The following is a 19,281-nucleotide window of genomic DNA, read 5'->3' as shown; positions in this document are numbered from 1 at the left end:
GCGTCATGAAGGCTCGCAACACCATCTTGACTTCGCTTTTCTGCCTGCTCCTTCTCACGCCCTGCGCGCTGTGGGCAGCCCAGGAAGGCCTCCGTCTTCCTTTGCCCGATTGGCTCACCGCCGAAAGCGCTACCTATCTTTCGGGAGGTATCTCCGAATCTCATCTCGAGAAGCATCTTTCGCTCAAGGGCTTCGAAACCGAAGAGCTTCAAGAGGCGCTTACCACCGAGATTGAAAATCATATCCCCTTCAAAGCCACGGTGCTTCTCGCCAACGCATCACTGCAGCGCAACGCTATTGCGGCGTCCAACCTTGTGGCGAATTTCGAAGCGTACCCCACCTTCTTCGGCAGCAAAACCGTCTATATTCCCCAGCACGACGCCCTGGCAGACTACCCTTCTACAAAGCAATGGACGCTGAAACGCACGAAGAAGACGGCCGAGGGCATTGCCAAAATTGCCAGCCAGGTTCCCGACAAGAACTTCTATTTGGTAGTGGCCGACATGTCCTACACCTCCGCATCTAATCCCGCGCACCAACTGGTAGCGAACGCTCTCTCCACCAACGACTACCTGGAGGTGCTCAACGAGGGCACTGAAGAGACGCCGAACGTTCACGTGGTCAGTCTTACCTATGATGACGATGCCGAGTATTACCGCAACTATTACCGCACTGACCACCACTGGAACGGCTACGGCACCCTGGCGCTCTACCGCACCCTGCAAGCTACCGCCAAGCTGCCCTACACCGTGGAAGAACCTCGTCCCACACTCTCCTTCCCCGGTTTGGCAACAAACGGCTCCTATGCTCGCGACGGCCTCATGCTCCTTAACGAGGCGGTCGAGGAGCCTGCATTCGACCTGACAGGTCTGGAGGTGCAGAACACCGAGCTGCCCCCTATCGCGCAAGCAGACAGCGTCGAGGCGCTTCTCGCCATGGGCCCCATCGCGGAGTACAGCTTCTACACCCAGTGGTACGGCTCCTCGCTTTTGACGGCCCAGTCCCCTCTGGTCAATCAAGCCTCCCCTTCCGACAAGCGCGCCCTGGTCATCATGGACTCTTACGCCGATTCGCTTCACTGGCTCCTGGCACGTAATTACACGTACCTGCAATGCTATCGCGACATCCGCGACGGTGAAGAGGGTGACTTCACGCTCATTGATCGCATCAACGAAACCGACGCCGACGACATTTACTTTGTTGGCAGTACAAGCGCCTACACGCGACCGCCGCAGTATCTCCCCCACTATTTCGATTTACCCGGCGATACCACCTCTTCGAAGAACTAGCCCCTCAGCGAACGGGCCTCCTGACGCAACAAAGAAAAGGCCGGCGCCACGTGAATGCGGCGCCGGCCTTTGTTCTGCTTACGTATCGCGAAGGGCGTTTCTACCAAGATCCATCTGAGGTCTTATTGCCCTCGTCTCGAGAGAGCGTGGAGCCGCGAGCAATGGAAATATCGCGTGTCATAGAGCCTGTCACGGTGTTGCCAATGAGCTGGTTGTTGATGCTCTGATCAATCAGCTGAATACCGTAGCCCGTACCCTGAGAGCTGCCGTTCTTGGTAAAGGAAACGGTATTGCCGGACACCACGCTGTTGCGCGTGTCGACCAGTCGAATGCCGTGACCCGTCGTGTTCACCTTGTTGTTCGACACCGTCACGCCGCTCGCATAATAGTTCCCTGCCGGAATGGCGTCTGTACCTGCGTTCTTGGTCAGCTTCTTTGCGAAGTTATAGCCATACACCAAGATGCCGGCATTCTCCGTCTTCGTGATGACGTCATCCCCCGCCACCTTAATGGTGTTGCTGTTGATCACGATTTTCTGATTGGCGGCCGGCGTGCGATAGGCGCTCGAGATCTTCGTTTTCACATTGCCCTCTTTGGCCAACGTCGAGGCGAAGAAGACACCCTTGGGAAACACGGTGTACACAGCAATACCGCGGGGTGCGCCGTTGATGGTGTTGCCCTCAATGGTGCAGTTCTGGTAATTGAGCGTCTGAATAGCGGTGCTCGTGCACTTCGTAAACGTGTTGTTCAGAAACTTGATGTTCGTCATGGGGCAATTGAGGATGGCCGTGTGGCTTCCTACGCCGCGCGGCACATTCTTGAACGTGCAGTTCTTCACCACAATGTTCTTGCAGGCCAGAGGCTCCGAGCGATAGGTAGGCATGTGGCGCTTAACCAGAATGTCAATTTGGATGGCCTCGGGCGTCGACACGCTGGCGTTCTTGGTAAGCACCTGATCGTAAAGCGTGCAGCTGTCCACGGTGAAGCCATCGGCACCGGCCACTTCTACCAAGTGGGCGTTCTTCGTATTGTGGATCTTCATCTTCTTGAGCGACATGTTCTTGACGTGACCAATTTGAATGACCGTGCACCCATGGCCGGCGTTGTTCAAGTCGCCGCCCACAATGGAGATGTTCTTGTAGGCGTAGCCCGTCTTCTTGTCGAGAGGCGTATCGCCCACCTTGATCATATTCTTGGACTTATTGGTGGCCTTGAGCTTCACGCCTGTCAAATCGAGCGTCGTATTGCTGTAGATCCGCAAGGTTCCGCTGAGCTTGTAGGACCCCTTCTTCACCTTGACGGTGTACTTGTTCCCGCTTTTGGCCTTGGCATGGGCCTTATCGAGCTGCGCCTGAATGACCTTGTAGGCGTCAGCGCCACTTTTCGGGTTCGCTTTCACTGTGGTGGCCGCGAACGCCGTGGTGGCCCCCAGCCCCAGCGTACCGACGCAGAGCGCGACAACCATCGCGCCCTTAAGAAGCAATGAGCGCATACAACCTCCTTTAACTCTCTGTAAACAAGGAGTTATTTTAGCAGGTGAAAGCCGATAAAGACAGTCGGCGAACCTCGTTCGCTACCGCTATCGAAGCCGTTGTGCGCTCTTTCTACTTCATCTTGACGCCCGGCACGTCCTTGCCCAGCAAGATGGTGTTGATGGCGCGGTCAGTGGCCAAGCCCGAGTTTTCCAGACAACGGTCGATCATGGAGGCGTCAGGCTCCTTGGCGTCGTAGGCGTTCGTGGCCAGCACGTCCATGAAGTCCGCGAAGGTATCGCACACCACGCCCGGCGCCATCTCGTCCACGGTGCGCTGCACGCCGCGCGTGGCCTCGTAGATCACCTTGTCGGGCACATAGAACACCACAGGCTTCTTCAGCAGCAGGAAGTCGTAGAAGCATGACGAGTAGTCGGTCACCAGCACATCGGCCACAAAGAACAGCTGATTGAGGTTCTCTTCGGACAGGTCAAAGATGCGATCTCGGAACTTCTCCGGAATATCGGGCAGCTCATCGATGAAGTGATGCATCTCGAACACGAAGTAGGTGTTCGTGTCGCAGCACATCTCGTAGAGGGCCTCCATATCGAAGTACTCCTCGTAAGGGTAATGAGCGGTGCGCTGCCCCGAGCCGCGGAAGGTGGGCGCAAATACCACCACGCGACCCTCGTCCATCCAGGGATAGCGCGCCAGCAAATCGGCCCGAGCCTCAGCGGCATGGCCTTCGTCCAGGAAATGATCGAGACGCGGCATGCCCGTAGCCAGCAAAGCCTGTTCCTCGATGCCGAACACTTCGGAGTAAATCTGGCGCAGATGCTCGTTGCCAATAAGCGCATAATTGTAGCGACGATGGGCGGACTGATAGGGGTCGGGCGAACCCTTGATGCCGAAACGGGCATAGCCTACCGATTTGAAACCCACGCCGGCATGCCACACCTGAGTGAGCACCGTATCGTCACCGGGATCGATAAAGTTAAACACGGGGCAATAGTCGTCGATGAAGATGTAGTCGGCACGTGCAATGGCCACGATGTCGCGCGTCCACGAGAAGGGGTTCTGGTGCCCCTCAAAGGTATTGCGGTAGCGCTCATCAATGACGAAATCGGCGTCCAGCCCGCGCTCGATCATGCGATCGCGAATGGCGGCCATGTTATCGGTGGGCTCGTCGCCGTTCTCTTTTAAGAACAGTACGCGGTTGCCCTTGTGGGGAACCAGCCCGTGCACCACCCGATGAAAAGCCGCAAACACCTGCTTTTCCAGCTGGCGTTTGCTGAACCGGCGGAAGCGCGGGTTCTTGTTCTTCACGTAGTAGTCGATAGCCAACACCAGGTTGTTGTACTCGGTACGGTCGGTGCGCGGCAAAATGGAAGCGGCACAGGAATACTTGCCGTTCACATAGCGGAAGACGCGGGACAAATCGCCCAGACGGCCCAGCAGCTCGGGGGCGTATTCGATATTGTGCGTATTGTAGGGGTGCTCGGCAATGCGGTCGGCCAGCATGGTGCGGTCATAGGTATACTCGCGCCACGTTATTTCCTCCTGAGCAGCCCGCTTGCGCACGCGCTTGGGCAGGCTCGTCCACACGCGGTGCTTGACCTGTTCCACCAGCCACGGCATATGCTCCTCGGCCCAGGCCAGGGTCAGGGGTTCGTAGGCAATGCGCTCGCAGAACAGCCATTCGCCATCATCGAACGGCTCGCGGTTGCCCGTCTCGACAATGTTGACCCGAGCGCGCACCAGCTCCCCGTTGCCCTCCTCTGTGCGCTCCTCAATGAAGTTGACGAAACGCTGGGAGCGCAAGCGGTAGAGCTTCAGGCTCTCGCCGTCCGTTGCGCGATAGCGCACTTCCAGAAACACGCGGTTCCACGATATATCTTCAACGGTGATAGTCACAGGACCTCCCAAATTTCCACTGGGAAGCATGATACCATGGTCACCGAAACCCGAAGATTACTCCACACCGAAGGGCCCGATCACCCGTGCGAAATCTAGCCGTCCACGTTGCCACTGCGCTGCTGAAGCTGCTGTACTCCTTGTGCTCCCTGTTCCCCACGGACAATCGCTGGGTGCTCATCAGCCGCCAAAGCGACGAGGCTCCCCTTGATTTCCGTCTCATGGCCACCTGGTGCCAGGAACAGCAGCCTCCCATCCAAGCGGTTATTTTGTCCAGACAGCTGCACAACCCCCTGGCCTATATTCCCGAAGTGTTTCGCCAAGTGTTCTTCATTGCCACCAGCAAAGCGGTGGTGCTCGATTCCTACTGCATTGCGGTCAGCCTTCTTGGCAGCACTATCAAGGCGCCCGTCGTGCAAATTTGGCACGCCCTGGGCAATATGAAGAGGTTCGGCTTCACGGCGCTGGATTCCGAAGAGGGGCGCAACCCCGAGACCGCCCGGCTTCTGCATATGCACGAGGGGTACGACGCCATTGCCGTCTCGTCGCTTTCGTTCCGTGACGATTTCGCCGCCGGTTTCGATGCCGACCCGGCTCTGCTCTTCGAAGCACCCCTCCCCCGGGCCGACCTACTCACGGCGCCCGCATCACGCACGGCCCAACGTGCGGCCGTTGTAGGCCAACACCCCCAGCTGCAGGGCAAGAAGACCATCGTCTACTGCCCCACCTTTCGCAAGGTGCCCGCAGCCAACACCGAGAAGGCCATGACGGCGCTTATCGGTGCCGTGGATTTCTCCCGCTACAACTTGGTCTACAAGCCTCACCCTGTCAGCACGCAGGTCATTGACGACCCTCGCGTACTTACCATTGCAGGCAACAATCCCGATCCGCTGTTCGCTGCCGACTACGTCATCAGCGACTATTCCACCGTCATCTATGAGGCAGGGCTTTTGGATGTGCCCGTCTATCTCTACGCCTACGACTGGGATAGCTATAACCAGAAGCGCGGTATGAACATCGATCTCGAGCACGAGGTGCCCACGCTCTTTACCGCCGACGCTCAGCGCATTCTTCGCGCCATCGAGAATGACGACTTCAACCGCGAGGCCTATCAGGCGTTCACCCACGCCAACGTGGCCGTCCCCGCAGATGAAAGCTGCACTGAGCATCTGTGCCGCTCTATTATGGCACTGACGCGGTAAATTGCTCTTGCGCAAAAGCAAGCGCCCCACGGGCAGCAGCTCGCGGGGCGCCAGTCATGTCAGGTTTAGAAGCGGTGAAAGCAACCGCTCGCTTCCCTAGGCCATATTGTCGTAGAAGGCCACCGCCTCTTCGATGGGACCGTCGAACCGCTTCGTACCCTTATCGAGCACAATGCCGCGCTTGCAGAATTCCTCGGCAGCTCCCGACGAGTGGGTCACGAACAACACGGTAACGTTCTCGTCTTCCATAATCTCGCGCACACGGGCGTAGCATTTTTCCTTGAAGCGCTTGTCACCCACGGCCAACGCCTCATCTACCACCAGGATTTCAGGATCCGAGGATACAGCCAAGCCAAAGCCCAAGCGCGACTTCATGCCCGAGGAGTACATGCGCACCGGCTGGTCGATATAAACACCCAGGTCAGCGAACTCGATGGTTTTCGGAATAAGGGTTTCCAGCTGTTCATCGGTAAAGCCCATGGCCTTGCCGCGCAGGCGCACGTTCTCGCGCCCCGTGAGCGCCTTGTCAAAACCAGCTGTCAGCTCCAGAAGCGCGCTCACATGGCCGTTAACGGTTACCGTGCCCTTGGTGGGATAGGCAACGCCGGTTACCATCTTCAGCGCGGTAGACTTGCCGGCACCGTTCTCGCCCAGAAAGGCCACGGCCTCACCCTTCTTGATCTCAAAGGACAAGTCGTTGTTCGCATTCACCGTGGTGACTAACTCGCGCTTCTTCTTGCCCCAGAAAATACTGGCGAAGCGCTGCTTGTCGTTCTTGTACAGCTTGTAGGTCTTCGTCACATGATCGAAGCAGATGGCTACCTCGTCCGAGACCGGCGTGCCGTTCTCATGCCCCTCTTCCACCACAACATCGCTGGATTCCGCTTCGATGCTCTTGGCTTCCGCCTCGGCATTCGCCGCCGCCTGGGCCACTTGCTCCTCGGTGGGGTAATCGCTAGATGACATCGGGCACCTCCTCCCGCGTACGCTTGTACACCACCAGCGTCACCACCAGCATGGCCACGAACACCACAGCAAAGCCAATGACCGCCATGGGGTTTTCCCAGATCCACGTTTTGTCGTAGACCGCGCAGCGGAACATGGAGGCAATAAACGTAATGGGATCGAACATCAGCAGCGTCTGCAGCCAGCCAATGCCCAGATCGTACACGTTGAAGATAATGCCCGACAGCCAGAACAGCGGCGTGGAAAAGGTGACGATGAGGTTCTTAAAGTCCTTGCTGATGGCCGACAGCAAACTGGTAGTCAGCGAGAACATATAGAAGAACACGAACATAAGCACAATGGCCACGGGAATTTGCAGCAAATACCAGTCCAAAGGCTGCCCGAACAGGAAATACACCACCAACAGCAGCGCCACCATGCCCAAATGGATAATCATCTCGGCAATGGCGAAAATGGTGGGAATGCCCGCCAAGGGGAACTTGATCTTGTTGACCAGATATTTGAAGCGAGCAAAAACACTGCTGCCCGTACCCAGCATGGTTTGAATGTAGAACCAGGGAACCAAACCGCCCATCAGCCACAGAATGTAAGGCGGCGCCCCCGGTTCGTTAGAGCCCGATCGCAAACCGATTTCCAGGGCAAACCAGAATACGCAGATGTACACAATGGGCTTGACGAAAAGCCACGCCGGACCCAAAACGGTGCCGCGGGCCTGCTTGCGCAGATCGAACAAGGCGAGGCTGAAAATCTGCTCACGTCGTTCCCACTGAGACCGAATGATATTGACCAGGGTTGACACGTTCCTCGATTCCCTCCGCCTTCATTGCGAGGCACTATTCTACCATGAGCCGCCATCCCCCACGAAATAACCCTCCCAATACTCGGTAGAGACCGCCTATCAAACAAACGAAATCCGTCAGAAGAGCAGATGAATTTAAAGGCTTCATATCAGGCGGAGCAGCGATCGGCTCCCGGCCGAAAGCCCAGAGTCCCCAACGAGGCTTTACCGTCCGTGCTTGCCGTAGGATTTCGGCTTATCCTCCTGGCGCGTATGCCGACCGTGATAATGATGGCGCAGCACCTTGTCGAAAATCCCCAGCTTCCAAAGGATAAGGAACGAAGCGCCAATAAGGATGAACATGACCACGAACACGGTGATGCCATGGGTGCTGGACATAACCCATGCCCCCAGGCCCAACAGTGCCGTCCACGCATAGACAATCACCACGGACTTTCGCACCCCATAGCCCTTGCGCAACAGCATATGGTGCAAGTGCTTGCTGTCGGCCTGCTGGATAGGCTGATGGTGATACAGGCGGCGAATGATAGCGGCTCCGGTATCGGCAATGGGAATGGCAGCAATCACAATAGGCACGGCCATGACAATGACCGTGGGAGAGCGCATGACGCCCATAAGCGAGATGACGCCGATCATGGCGCCCAGCAAAAGCGAGCCGGAATCCCCCATGAAAATACTGGCCGGCGAGAAGTTGTAGCGCAGAAAGGCCAAGGTCACGCCAAGAAGCACAATGGACAACATGGCGGTCTCTTCCAAGCCACGACCAAAGGCGATGATGAACAGAAAGAAGGAGGCAATGGCCGTAATGCCCGCCGCCAAGCCATCGAGTCCGTCGATGAGGTTAATGACGTTCATGAAGCACACGAGGTACAGCACCGTTAGCGGATAGGCAAACCAACCGAACTCGACATAACCGGCCCCGAAGGGGTTGGCTATACTGGAAAGCAAAAGGCCCGAGGCGGCAATGATGGTGGCGCCCAGCACCTGACCCAGGAACTTAATGCCCGGCTTCAGGGAATAGACGTCGTCCAAGGCGCCCACTACCACAATGACCAAGAGGCCCACCATGACCCCGGCATGGTTGATGGTGTGGTCGGTGCCGTGAACATAGAAACCGTACCAGCCCAGAAAGTACTCTCCCAGCACCTCCACTAAGAGCGCCACGGCTATGCCCATGGCCATAGCAATACCGCCCATGCGCGGAATGGGGGTTTTGTTCACCCGTCGCGCGCTGGGATAGTCCACAGCGTCCAAACGCAGTGCGAGCCTTCTTGCCAGAGGGACGCAAATATACGTCACAGCAAAGGCAATAAGGCCCAGCACCATAAAATGTCGAAGCGTTACTCCCACTCGGTTACAGCTGAGACACTAGAACTCGAGGCTCTTCAGCCACTCGGTCAGCTCTGCCAAGGTCTCATCAGTAACACCCAGACGCTGCTCGCGTTCTTGCAGGTACTTCTCACGGTCGACGAACTGCATCAGCTGCTCGTCGCTGAACTCGCTCAGATCGATATCGCGCACATCGACAATGCGCTTGGCGAAATCGGGGAGCTTGTCGTTCATGGCCGTAATTTTCACCACGTCGCCCGTATGCGGGGCCTCGACGTAATAGCCGTCGCCCAAGTACATGGCCACGTGATGCACGTTCTCGTTGTTGCCGAAGAACAGCAGATCGCCCGGCAGCAGCTCTTGGAAGGACACCTCGATGCCCACGTCGCACTGATAGTACGTGGTGCGCGGCAACTCGATGTTGAACACCTCGCGGTAGCAGTACTGCACCAGGCCCGAGCAGTCGAAGCCGGCCGGCGTGGTACCGCCCCACAGGTAAGGAACGCCCAGGAACGATGTGGCCAGCGTGGTCAGGTCGTTGAGCGTGCGCTCTTCGCGCACGGGCAGCGGCGCCCCCTGCTCGATCAGGGTGTCGAAGCCCTCGAAACGCAGGGCGTTGACCTCGTTCTGACGCTGCTCGAAGGCCGTGTCGGCCACGGGGGCCTCCGGCTTCTCCAGGTACACCGGCACGTTGTACATCTTCTCGGCCAGGCGCGTCTGCTCCTCCCAGTCGGCCAGAGCCTCCTGGTACTCGGCGCTGCCGTTCAGATACTCCTGGTACTCGGCCACCAGCGCGTCGTAGTCCTCCTTGTCCTTCACCGGATCGAGGAAGACCTCCTTCTGGGTTTCCTCGTCAATGACGGGAAGCACCAGCACGTCCATGGACTCGTAGGTAAGCGGCACATCGAAACGAGTCAGATCGTAGGTTTCGATGAGGTCCTGCAGCTTCTCGGAGTAGAAGATGTCCGTGGCGTAACGGCCCACCAGGAAGTCGGCGGCATCCACGAAGCTCTCGGTGTTCGACTTGTGCGCGCCGGCGTAGAAATCGCCCATGGAGTTGGACAGCAGGTCGGCGTAGTCGGCCAGAGATTCGTTGACATTGGCATACTGACGGAAGTCGGACATGATGGAATAGGTGCTGCCCGAGCCGTCATCCTCGCGCGTGGGCAACTGGACACTGTTGCCGTTGTACACGCCCTTGATGCCGAACAGGTTGTTGTTGGGGGCCTGAGACAGCGTAGAGTTACCCGAAGCCGACTCCAGAATGGCCTGGGCAATCATGACCGAGGCGTACAGATCGTTCTCGGCGGCGATGGTACGAGCCGACTCGCCGATGAGGGCGATGAACTTCTCGGTAGTAAGATCCTCGCTGTAATGACGGGCCACATAGGCCGAATTATCCATATGGGTGAAGCTGATGGACGGCACCTTGGCGGCCACCTGCTTCAAAGGCGTTTGCGCCTTGCCCTTGGCCACCGCCGTGGCATGGGTGGTGGCGGTGATGGCCGAAGCGCCCGAAGCGCTAGGCTTCTGCACGCCGTCCTGCACCGGATCGGAGGTGTCCTCGGGAACGTCAGGCTTAGAGGGCTGGGAGGGTTCCGTGGGCTCCGAAGGCTCGGCCGGCTCCGACGGGTCAGTCGGCTCGGCGGGTTCAGAGGGCTCGACGGGATCCGCCGGTTCAGCCGGCTCCACGGGCTCGGCCGGCTCCACAGGTTGCACCGGCTCCGCAGGTTCTGCGGGTTCGCTGGGAGTCGTCGGCTCGGCGGGATCGGCGGGTTTCGCGGGTTCCGTCGAGTCAGCAGGTTCGGACGCGTCGTCTGCAGCCCCATTGTTGGCCGTTGCATCCTGGTCAGAGGCGGGCGCCTTATCGGCAGCGGCGCCATCCTGGTCTGCGGAAGCAGCCTCCTGCTTGGCAGCGGAAGCGGCGGGAGCCTTCTTTACCTCGGCCGGAGCCGCCTCTTCGGCTTCCGCCTTCTGGGCCGTATCGGCAGCGGCAGCTGCTGCCGCCTCGGCCTTGGCATGGGCCGCAGCCTTCTTCTCGGCCGCTTCTTTGGCAGCGGCCTCTTCGGCCGCCTTCTTCTCTGCCGCCTCCTTGGCAGCCTGCTCATTGGCAGCCAGCTGCTCGGTCAGAAGCTTGCACAAGTCATCAAACTGAGTATCGTCCAGAATGTCGTCCAACCGGGCCTGGGACAGCGAGGCCTCCGAAGTGATGGTGCCGTCTTTGATCCACTCAACAGCCTGCTCGAACGACTCGGGGACGGGCACCTCCTCGGCATCCTGCTTCTTGCTATCGTCATCGCCAGCGTAGCTGACATCATAGGTGGCTGCCACGCCGCCCACAGGGGCAACGATCAGCGCCGCCGCTGTCAAAAGCGATACGGCTTTCTTCGATGATGTCATCGTGCCTCCTTTTGCTATCTTCTCTCTCGTGCGCACGCATAAGGGTACGCGAAGCCAAGCCTTTCCAGCTTCGAAGTTCGTATTATAGCGCGAGAAAAGATGCTGTCCAACGGGCAAAACACCCTTCAGGAACTATTCAGATGAGGCTCATTGACCCGCCGTCGAAGCAATCTTGGCCAAGATTGTTTATTTGACCAGGTACTTTTTCTGCGAAGCCAGCTATCTCAATTAAGGTAGCCAAGGTAAACAAAAAAGCAGAAAAGTTCTTCCCAGCGGACGTTTTCGCTGATGAGCGGGGTCATCGAATACAGCCAGCTCCACAAAACCAGGGCACCGCGCAAGCCCCTCAGCAACACCATTGAAGCAGAGAGCAACGGTTGGCGCCCTAAGAGGCACCGACCCCAGGAGAAGAGGCAGCTTACAGGAGGCGCTTGGCAAACGACGGAGCGTGGTAGTCGAAGTTCGACACCTTCACTTGGCCGCTGCCTGTCGAGGCGTGGATGTATTCGCCATCGCCCACGTAGATACCCACGTGATACACGCCGCTGCCGCTGCCCCAAAAGAGCAGATCACCAGCGACCAGGGAATCCATGGATACCGACGTGCCCAAGGCGCTCTGCTCGGCCGCCGTGCGCGGCAGCGAGCGACCCAGCGCATGCTCGTACACCCAGCGCGTGAACCCCGAGCAATCGAAGCCGGAGGGCGTGGTGCCGCCGTACACATAGGGAACGCCCTTATGCTTCAGCGCTTCTTTGACCACCGCCTTGCGATCGGCCTTTTTCTGAGCCTTGGCCTTCTTCTCGGCCGCCTTCTTTTCGGCGCGCTCGGTGGCCTTTTCGGCCACATCGGCCACATAGTCTTTGATTTCCTCGACGTACTGGGACGTCTCGGCCATGAAACCGAGGGCCTGGGCCTCGGCAGGAGCGGCGCTTACCAACAGAGCCGCAGAGATCAGGGCGGCCGCCACCGCGGCAGAAGCGCCCTTCAGGCAGTTCTTAAAAGTAACCATGGCCCGACACTCTAAAGGCCGCCGCGCTCCTTGCCAACCGTCTCCACAACCCCCACGCGTCCGGAACAAAGGGCCAACAAATCCCCTCCGCACCGTCTCCATTCATGAGGAAGCAGCAAGGAATTGAAAGCACAGAGTTCTCCCAGCTCAACCAAGGCTGAACCTAACGAAGCCATGGCAAAGCCCGATGGAGATATGGAACGTCCCGATCGAGTGAACTCCACACAAGCAAACTCGACCAAGGCAGAGCCCGGCGGGGGCGTCGGGTGCCCTGACCGAGCGAGTTCCGCAGCGACGAAAACAGCCCAGTGGGCTGTTTTCCAAAGCGAGGACTGTCTGAGCGAATCAGGGTACCCGGCGCCCCCGCCCCCGCGAGAGCTTCAACCGCAAGGATGCCCTATGGCTCCACCCCAAGATACTTGCTACCTACACCTCTCGAGGCACTTCACCAGTCTCAAGAAGGTGCAGCAACTGAGCCTCATCAAGCACCGGCACACCCAGCGACACGGCCTTGTCGTATTTGGAGCCGGCGGACTCCCCCGCCACCACAAACGACGTCTTCTTAGAAACGCTCCCCGAAACCTTGGCCCCCATGGCCTTCAGGCGCGCTCCGGCCTCATCACGGGTCATGCCCGAATTCACCAAGGTGCCCGTCAGCACGAAGGTGAGCCCTGCCAGCACCTGGGGCACCTCCTCGCCGGGAACTAGCGTCTCGGCCGCCATGGTAACCCCAGCGGCGCGCAGTCGGTCGATAACAGGCAGGTTGTCGGGCGTGCGGAAGAACAGCCAAATGCCATGGGCCATCTTCGGGCCCACGCCATGCACCTCCGCTAGCTGATCCTCCCCCGCGGCCATGAGCGCGTCCATGGACGGGAAGGCGTCGGCAATGAGCTCGGCCGTGGTCTTGCCCACATGACGAATGCCCAGGCCGAACAGCACGCGCGCAAAAGAGCGTCCCTTCGAGGCCTCGATGGCAGCCACGAGCTTCTTGCCCATGGTATGGCCCAGACGGATGGGCTCGCCTTCCTTGTTCACGCGACCCATGTTCAGAGAGGCCAGCTCATCTTCGGTCAGCGAGTAGTAGTCGGCCACATCGGCCAAACGTCCGCTCTCCACCAGGCGCGAGACAATCTCCTCGCCCATGCCGTCGATATCGAGAGCGCCGCGGCTGGCCCAATGCAGCAGGCGCTCCAGGGCCTGAGCCGGGCAGTCGATGGAAATGCAACGGAAAGCCACTTCGCCCTCGTCACGCACCACAGGGCTGCCGCAGCTGGGGCACAGGCTGGGCATTTCCCACACCCGCGCTTCGGGGCTGCGCAGCGAAAGGACCGGGCCCAGTACCTCGGGAATGACGTCGCCGGCCTTGCGCACAATGACGGTGTCGCCGATGCGCACATCCTTGCGATGCACTTCGTCCAAGTTGTGCAGCGTCGCCCGGGCCACGGTGGACCCGGCCACCACCACCGGCTCCAGCTCGGCCACGGGCGTCAGCGCACCGGTACGACCCACCTGCACGGTAATGTCGCGCAACAGCGTCGTCTTCTCCTCGGGCGGGAACTTGAAGGCAATGGCCCAGCGCGGAGCGCGGGACGTAAAGCCCATGGCACGCTGGCGGGCGAACTCGTTCACCTTCACCACCACGCCGTCAATCTCGTAGGGCAGCGATTCGCGACGCTCGAGACAAGCCTCGCAGAACGCCCGCACCTCGGCAGCCGTCTCGCACAGCTTCACGTCGGGATTCACATGGAAACCCGCCTCGCGCAGCCACTGAAGCAGCTCCCACTGACCCGTCACTTCAAGCGAGCGATCGTCGGCGATGGCATACATGAAGGTAGAAAGATCGCGCATCTGGGTGATGGCTGGATCCTTCTGGCGCAGCGAGCCGGCCGCAGCATTGCGCGGATTGGCGAACGGCTGGCGCCCCTCGCTGACCGCAGCAGCGTTCAGCAGTTCGAAGCTCTTCTTCGGCATATACACCTCGCCGCGCAGCTCCAAGCTGTCCACGCCAGGGGTAATGGCCGCCAGGGCACCCTCGCGCAGGCGCAGGGGCACATCGCGCACCGTGCGCATATTCACCGTCACGTCCTCTCCCGTGGTGCCGTCGCCGCGGGTAGCCGCGCGCAGCAGCACGCCATCCTCGTAGGTAAGGGCAATGGAGCTGCCGTCGATCTTCAGCTCGCAGCACAGCGGCGGCAACGTGCCCCCGCAGGCCTCGGCCGTGCGTTCCATCCACGCGTCCAGCTCGTCAAGGTCCATGGCGTTGTCCAAAGAGTACATGCGCTGCTCATGGACCACCGGCGCGAACTGCTCGCCCACATAGCCCCCGACGCGCTGCGTGGGCGACGAGGGATCCACCAATTCCGGATGAGCCGCCTCCAACTCGCGCAGCTCGCGCATAAGAGAATCGAAGGCCGCGTCAGAGATAGTGGGGTTGTCGAGCGCATAGTACTGGTAGCTGTGATGCTCGATCTCCTTGCGCAAAGCCGCCGCCCGCGCCGCCGGATCCTCCCCAAACAAAGAAACCTGCTCATCCGCCATGCTGTGCCCTTTCGTACAAAGAGGGCCCGGACGAATCCGGGCCCTGGAATTTCGCGGTGACTATCTTACCACTAGTGGTTCTGCACCATAGGAATGTTCGCCTGAGGAAGCGTGACCCCGTACACCGCCATCTGCACGCCACGGGCCATCAGGAAGAAGCCCAGGAACAGCGCGAAGGTACCCGGGAACAGGAAGAACGCGATGCCGCAGAGCACCGATACGATGCCAGCGAACAGCGTCCAGCCCCAGCCGGACATCTCGCGACGGAAGCGCACCGCCGCCACAATCTCAAAGATGCCGTAGGCGCAGACGAAGATGCCCATCACCCAAGGAATGACCACGGCCGAGGCAATGGGGTGAATGATGAACAGCACGCCCAGCACAATGTCGCAAATGGCGTAGGCCAGCGCCCAGCCGGACAGGCCCTCGCTCTTGCGGTAGCGGAAGTACGCGTAGGCATCCACAATGCCGGCGGCCAAGAACATGCAGCCTGCGATAACGGCAATGGAGACCAACGTGAGCCCCGGCACCATCAGCAAGATGAAGCCGATGATAATCAACGCGATACCGGCAGCGAACATGCCCCAGTTACGTCCTACTTTCATGTCCATAACGATCACACTCCTAGACCCTGGTTGTATACTGAATACGTCATCATTGTAGGAGCGGGACAACCCGTAAACGGTCTGCACGGTTGACGCGTTGCCGACAAGAATGCGCGACGTAAGCGGGGCGTTTGATGACCATTTTTCTCAACTAAAGGATGCCCATGGACATTACCCTCAAGCTCGGCCGCAGCAACGAAGCCCTGGCGGCGCTGCTGCCCTTCCCCGCCGCCGAGGCCAACAAGTATACGCGCGGACACCTGAACCTGGTGGCGGGCAGCGCCGCCTACCCGGGAGCCGCCTGCCTGGCGGCCGCCGGAGCCACCCGCGCCGGCGCCGGATACACCGAGGTCTTCTGCGCCGGCAAATCCATGATCACCGTGCGCGCCTGGATGCCGTCGCTAGTGGTGCGCGATTGGCGCACCTGGCACCCCGCGCGCCTCGAGGCGCCGAAGCCGGGGCACCCCACCGCCTGCGTCATCGGCTGCGGGTTCGATCCCGAGGACAGCGCCCCAGAGCCCTTGGTCATGAAGACCCTGCGCGCCTTTCCTGGGCCTGTCCTCATCGACGGCGGCGCCCTGGCACTCTTGGCCACCCCCACGGGCCTGCGCCTGGCCGCTGAGCGTGCCCAGGCTGCCGCGGGCTCGACGGGCGAAGACGGTGCCGCAGCCGCCGGACCTCTCATCTTGACGCCCCACGGCGGCGAGGCGGCTCGCCTTGCCCGCGGGGCGCGCCTCCCCTCCTTCGGCAGCGATGTTCCAGCCCTGGCCGTAGCCATCGCCCGCGCTTATGAGGCCGTCGTGGTGCTGAAGGGACCGATTACCTATATTGCCACCGCGAACGGCACCGTAGAGGCCATGGATCGTGGCACCGCGGCCCTGGCGAAGGCCGGCACCGGCGATGTACTTGCGGGTATTCTGGGAGCGCTGCTGGCCCAAGGACTCGCACCCACGGATGCTGCCGCTCTCGGCTGCGCCCTTCATGCCGAAGCCGGTCGCGCTGCCGCCGAGCAGCTCACCCCCATCTGCGTTACCGCCGAGGATGTGGCCAACGCCCTGCCCGCGGCCATTCGCGCCCTTACGAAGTAGCCGTCAGCTGGGCCACCACGCGCTCGAGCACTTTGATGTCGATGGGCTTTGCCACATGGGCGTTCATGCCGGCCTCCAGAGCCTCGCGCGCGTCTTCGGCAAAGGCGTTGGCCGTCATGGCCACAATGGGAATAGCCGCCGCATCGGGGCGCTTCAAGGCGCGGATAGCGCGGGCGGCGTCGTGGCCGTTCATGACAGGCATCTGCACATCCATGAAGATCATGTCGAACTGGCCCAGAGCGCTGGCGCGGAACTTCTCCACGGCCTGCTGGCCATTCTCGGCCACTTCGCTGGTGGCTCCGTGCATATCCAGGATGGCGGCGATGATCTCGGCGTTCAGCTCGTTGTCCTCGGCCACCAGGAAGTGCTTGCCTTCCAAGGCGTGCTCCAGCACCTCGGCCGAGGGACCTTCGGCGGACTCCCGGGACGCGTCCTCCTCGCGGGCCGGCGGGAAGTCCAGATCCACAATGAACGTGCTGCCGCGACCCACGGTGCTCTCGACGGAGATAGTGCCTTCCATGAGGTCCACCAGGTTCTTCGTGATGGCCATGCCCAAACCGGTACCTTGAATCTTGCTGGTGGCCTGAGTCTCCTCACGGGAGAACGAGTCGAAGATGGTGCGCAGGTACTCCTCCGACATGCCAATGCCCGTATCGCGCACGATGATGCGCAGATGCTGCAGCTCGCCATGGCGCTTGAGCGATCCGTCGATACGGAAGAGGATGGAGCCGCCATCGGGGGTGTACTTCATGGCGTTGGACAGCAGGTTCATGAGAATCTGGCGCAAGCGCCCCTCGTCGCCCACCAAAGCCTCGTGGTCGAGCGTGCCCACCTCGACCGTAAACTCCTGGTGCTTCTCGTCGGTTTGCGGACGCATCATGGCCTCCACGGCCTCCACCGTCTCGGGCAGGCGGAACACGCTGGCGGTCAAGGTGGTTTTGCCAGCCTCGATCTTGGACATGTCCAGCACGTCGTTGATGAGCCCCAGCAAATGCTGGCCCGACGTGGCAATCTTATGGTTATACTCCCGCACCGCCTCGGGGTTCTCGGCGTCGCGGTCGATAAGGGTGGAGAAGCCCAGGATGGCGTTCATGGGCGTACGAATATCGTGGCTCATGGAGGACAGGAAACTGCTCTTGGCCTGATTCGCGTCCTCGGCCGCCTGCTTGGCATCCACCAGCTTCTGGCGAATGTCGTGCTCGTCGGTGACGTCGGTCAGCGAGTAGATGATCTTCTCCTGGCCGTCGAGCTTGACCCCGTGGCTGGTAATACGCAGCCACATGGAACGGCCCAACTTGCTGTTAAAGCACTCGAACTCCCAGCTACGCAGCGCATCGGGCATGCCGGAGTGAACGATGGCCGCCACCTTGGCGTAGGCCTCGTTGGGGCTTAAAGGATCAATGACGAAGAACTCGCGGGCCGGGATGCCCATGATGTCCTTGATGTTCTCGAACACCGCCTCCACCGTGCGCTCTTCCCCGTCCACAATAAAGATGGCCGTGTCGATATTCTCGCCAATGGCCTGGTAGAGGCTTTGCACATAGAGCTCGTAGCGGTGCTCGCGACGCCAGCGGTATACGAAGAGCAGCACCAAGGCGGCCACCGCCACGGCCACGGCCACGGCTAGCACGGCCACCATGCGCGTGGTCAGACCCACAATTTCCGTGCCGTCCTTCTCAACTACGGAGAGGGGCAGCAAGGTTACCAGCGACCAGCCGGGCTTCGCCTCCAAAGGCGTGCTGTAGACGAACTGCTGCTCGCCTTCGAAGGAGAGCACCTGGCTGTCCGTGGTGGCGTCCGCAATGTGGCCGAGCAGCTGGTCTACCTTGGCATCGGTATTGCCCGCTTCTTCCAGCAACGAGGCCAGATCGCCCTTTTGAGCGTCGGCGGCGCCACGGTTGGCGTCGAGCACAATGGTGCCGGCGGAGTCCACCACGTAGGTTTCTCCCGCGTTGGTGTAGGTAGTGTCATAGGAGTTCTGCAGCTCGTCGGCGGGAAACGAGATGTACACCGCGCCGAGAACCTCGTCAGCAGCCAAGTCGCTGTTGTCGCCCGGCTCCCGCTCGTCTTTTGCCAAGGGCGCGTAGAACAAGATGCGACGCTCGCCCGCGTGGCCGAAGTACACCTCCGACGACCCCGTCTTGCCCTCGAGGGCCGGAGCAAACAGTTCTTCCTCGCGCTCGGCGGGATAGAGATCCGACTCCGTCGACGAGCACCACACCGTGCCGTCCTTCATGCGCACCCAGCCGGTGGAGGCCCCATGGGTGGCCAGAAAGTCATCCACCTGATCGGGAATCTCTTCAGCAGGAGCATGGGAAAGGTAATGAGCCAGGCTCTGCACCCCGTCCTGATCGGCACGCAGGCACTCGTCCAAGTAGCGCGCCCGGGAGGTGGTCAACTCCATGACCGACGTCGTGGTGGTGCTGCGCACAAGGCCCTGGATGCTGTCGCGATAGAAGAGGCTCGTCGCCACAACGACGGCAGCCAGCAGCGCCACGATCACCAGGACCATGGCCATGATTTTACGGCTGTCAACCTTGACGGCGTGCATAGCTCCCCTTCAGCGTTACGCGGCAATAGCCGTGGGAACGCCTTCGCGCGCCCGGGCCGATGAACTCCCAGTATAGCAGGGGAAACCCTATCGCCATGCTGTGAATAGGGCCGCTCAAA

General features: G+C 60.2%; 13 protein-coding genes. 3 read left to right on the top strand and 10 right to left on the bottom strand.

Annotated elements, in window-relative coordinates:
• Nucleotides 1-5 precede the first annotated feature (5 nt).
• A complete protein-coding gene (locus PZH32_RS07465; RefSeq protein ID WP_275207291.1) occupies nt 6-1,289 on the top strand; it encodes a hypothetical protein in 1,284 nt (427 codons plus the stop codon).
• Between the two features lie 100 nt (nt 1,290-1,389).
• Here the strand turns inward: PZH32_RS07465 and PZH32_RS07460 are convergent, their stop codons facing one another.
• Together PZH32_RS07460 and PZH32_RS07455 are read right to left on the bottom strand one after the other, a co-directional pair.
• On the bottom strand, nt 1,390-2,781 hold the full coding sequence (locus tag PZH32_RS07460) for a right-handed parallel beta-helix repeat-containing protein (RefSeq protein ID WP_275207290.1): 1,392 nt from the start codon (nt 2,779-2,781) through the stop codon (nt 1,390-1,392).
• A 112-nt stretch (nt 2,782-2,893) separates the two neighbouring features.
• Nucleotides 2,894-4,675, bottom strand: coding sequence for a CDP-glycerol glycerophosphotransferase family protein (locus tag PZH32_RS07455; protein WP_275207289.1), 1,782 nt, complete (start codon nt 4,673-4,675; stop codon nt 2,894-2,896).
• Between the two features lie 86 nt (nt 4,676-4,761).
• Between PZH32_RS07455 and PZH32_RS07450 the strand changes: the two genes are divergently transcribed.
• Nucleotides 4,762-5,877: a CDP-glycerol glycerophosphotransferase family protein gene (locus tag PZH32_RS07450; RefSeq protein ID WP_275207288.1), complete on the top strand. Its 1,116-nt coding sequence runs from the start codon at nt 4,762-4,764 to the stop codon at nt 5,875-5,877.
• 96 nt (nt 5,878-5,973) lie between these two features.
• On the opposite strand, the gene PZH32_RS07445 is transcribed toward PZH32_RS07450, so the two are convergent.
• The 7 genes from PZH32_RS07445 to PZH32_RS07415 form a co-directional block, all read right to left on the bottom strand.
• Nucleotides 5,974-6,843 carry an ABC transporter ATP-binding protein gene (locus PZH32_RS07445; protein ID WP_275207287.1) on the bottom strand — a complete coding sequence of 290 codons (870 nt, stop codon included), beginning with the start codon at nt 6,841-6,843 and terminating at the stop codon, nt 5,974-5,976.
• Nucleotides 6,833-7,642 (bottom strand): ABC transporter permease, encoded by an 810-nt coding sequence (locus PZH32_RS07440; RefSeq protein WP_275207286.1) that lies wholly within the window; start codon nt 7,640-7,642, stop codon nt 6,833-6,835. Before PZH32_RS07440 ends, PZH32_RS07445 begins: the two co-directional genes overlap by 11 nt.
• 204 nt (nt 7,643-7,846) lie before the next feature.
• A complete protein-coding gene (locus PZH32_RS07435; RefSeq protein WP_275208213.1) occupies nt 7,847-8,887 on the bottom strand; it encodes an MraY family glycosyltransferase in 1,041 nt (346 codons plus the stop codon).
• A 123-nt stretch (nt 8,888-9,010) separates the two neighbouring features.
• Entirely contained in the window at nt 9,011-11,371 is a 2,361-nt protein-coding gene (locus PZH32_RS07430; protein WP_275207285.1) for a glucosaminidase domain-containing protein, read from the bottom strand.
• 418 nt (nt 11,372-11,789) lie between these two features.
• On the bottom strand, nt 11,790-12,380 hold the full coding sequence (locus PZH32_RS07425; RefSeq protein ID WP_275207284.1) for a C40 family peptidase: 591 nt from the start codon (nt 12,378-12,380) through the stop codon (nt 11,790-11,792).
• A 426-nt stretch (nt 12,381-12,806) separates the two neighbouring features.
• Nucleotides 12,807-14,918, bottom strand: a complete 2,112-nt coding sequence (gene ligA / locus PZH32_RS07420; protein ID WP_275207283.1) for an NAD-dependent DNA ligase LigA — start codon at nt 14,916-14,918, stop codon at nt 12,807-12,809.
• A 71-nt stretch (nt 14,919-14,989) separates the two neighbouring features.
• Nucleotides 14,990-15,529 carry an HdeD family acid-resistance protein gene (locus PZH32_RS07415; RefSeq protein ID WP_275207282.1) on the bottom strand — a complete coding sequence of 180 codons (540 nt, stop codon included), beginning with the start codon at nt 15,527-15,529 and terminating at the stop codon, nt 14,990-14,992.
• A gap of 158 nt (nt 15,530-15,687) precedes the next feature.
• Here PZH32_RS07415 and PZH32_RS07410 point away from each other — a divergent pair, with 158 nt between their 5' ends.
• Entirely contained in the window at nt 15,688-16,611 is a 924-nt protein-coding gene (locus PZH32_RS07410) for an NAD(P)H-hydrate dehydratase (protein WP_275207281.1), read from the top strand.
• On the opposite strand, the gene PZH32_RS07405 is transcribed toward PZH32_RS07410, so the two are convergent.
• Nucleotides 16,601-19,162 carry a hybrid sensor histidine kinase/response regulator gene (locus PZH32_RS07405; RefSeq protein ID WP_275207280.1) on the bottom strand — a complete coding sequence of 854 codons (2,562 nt, stop codon included), beginning with the start codon at nt 19,160-19,162 and terminating at the stop codon, nt 16,601-16,603. The genes PZH32_RS07410 and PZH32_RS07405 overlap by 11 nt on opposite strands.
• Nucleotides 19,163-19,281: the final 119 nt, after the last annotated feature.

Origin of the sequence: Adlercreutzia equolifaciens (assembly GCF_029076695.1) — a bacterium.
Lineage (GTDB): Bacteria > Actinomycetota > Coriobacteriia > Coriobacteriales > Eggerthellaceae > Adlercreutzia > Adlercreutzia equolifaciens_A.
Note: the sequence above shows the minus strand (reverse complement) of the source record. Positions and strands in the feature narration are given on the sequence as shown.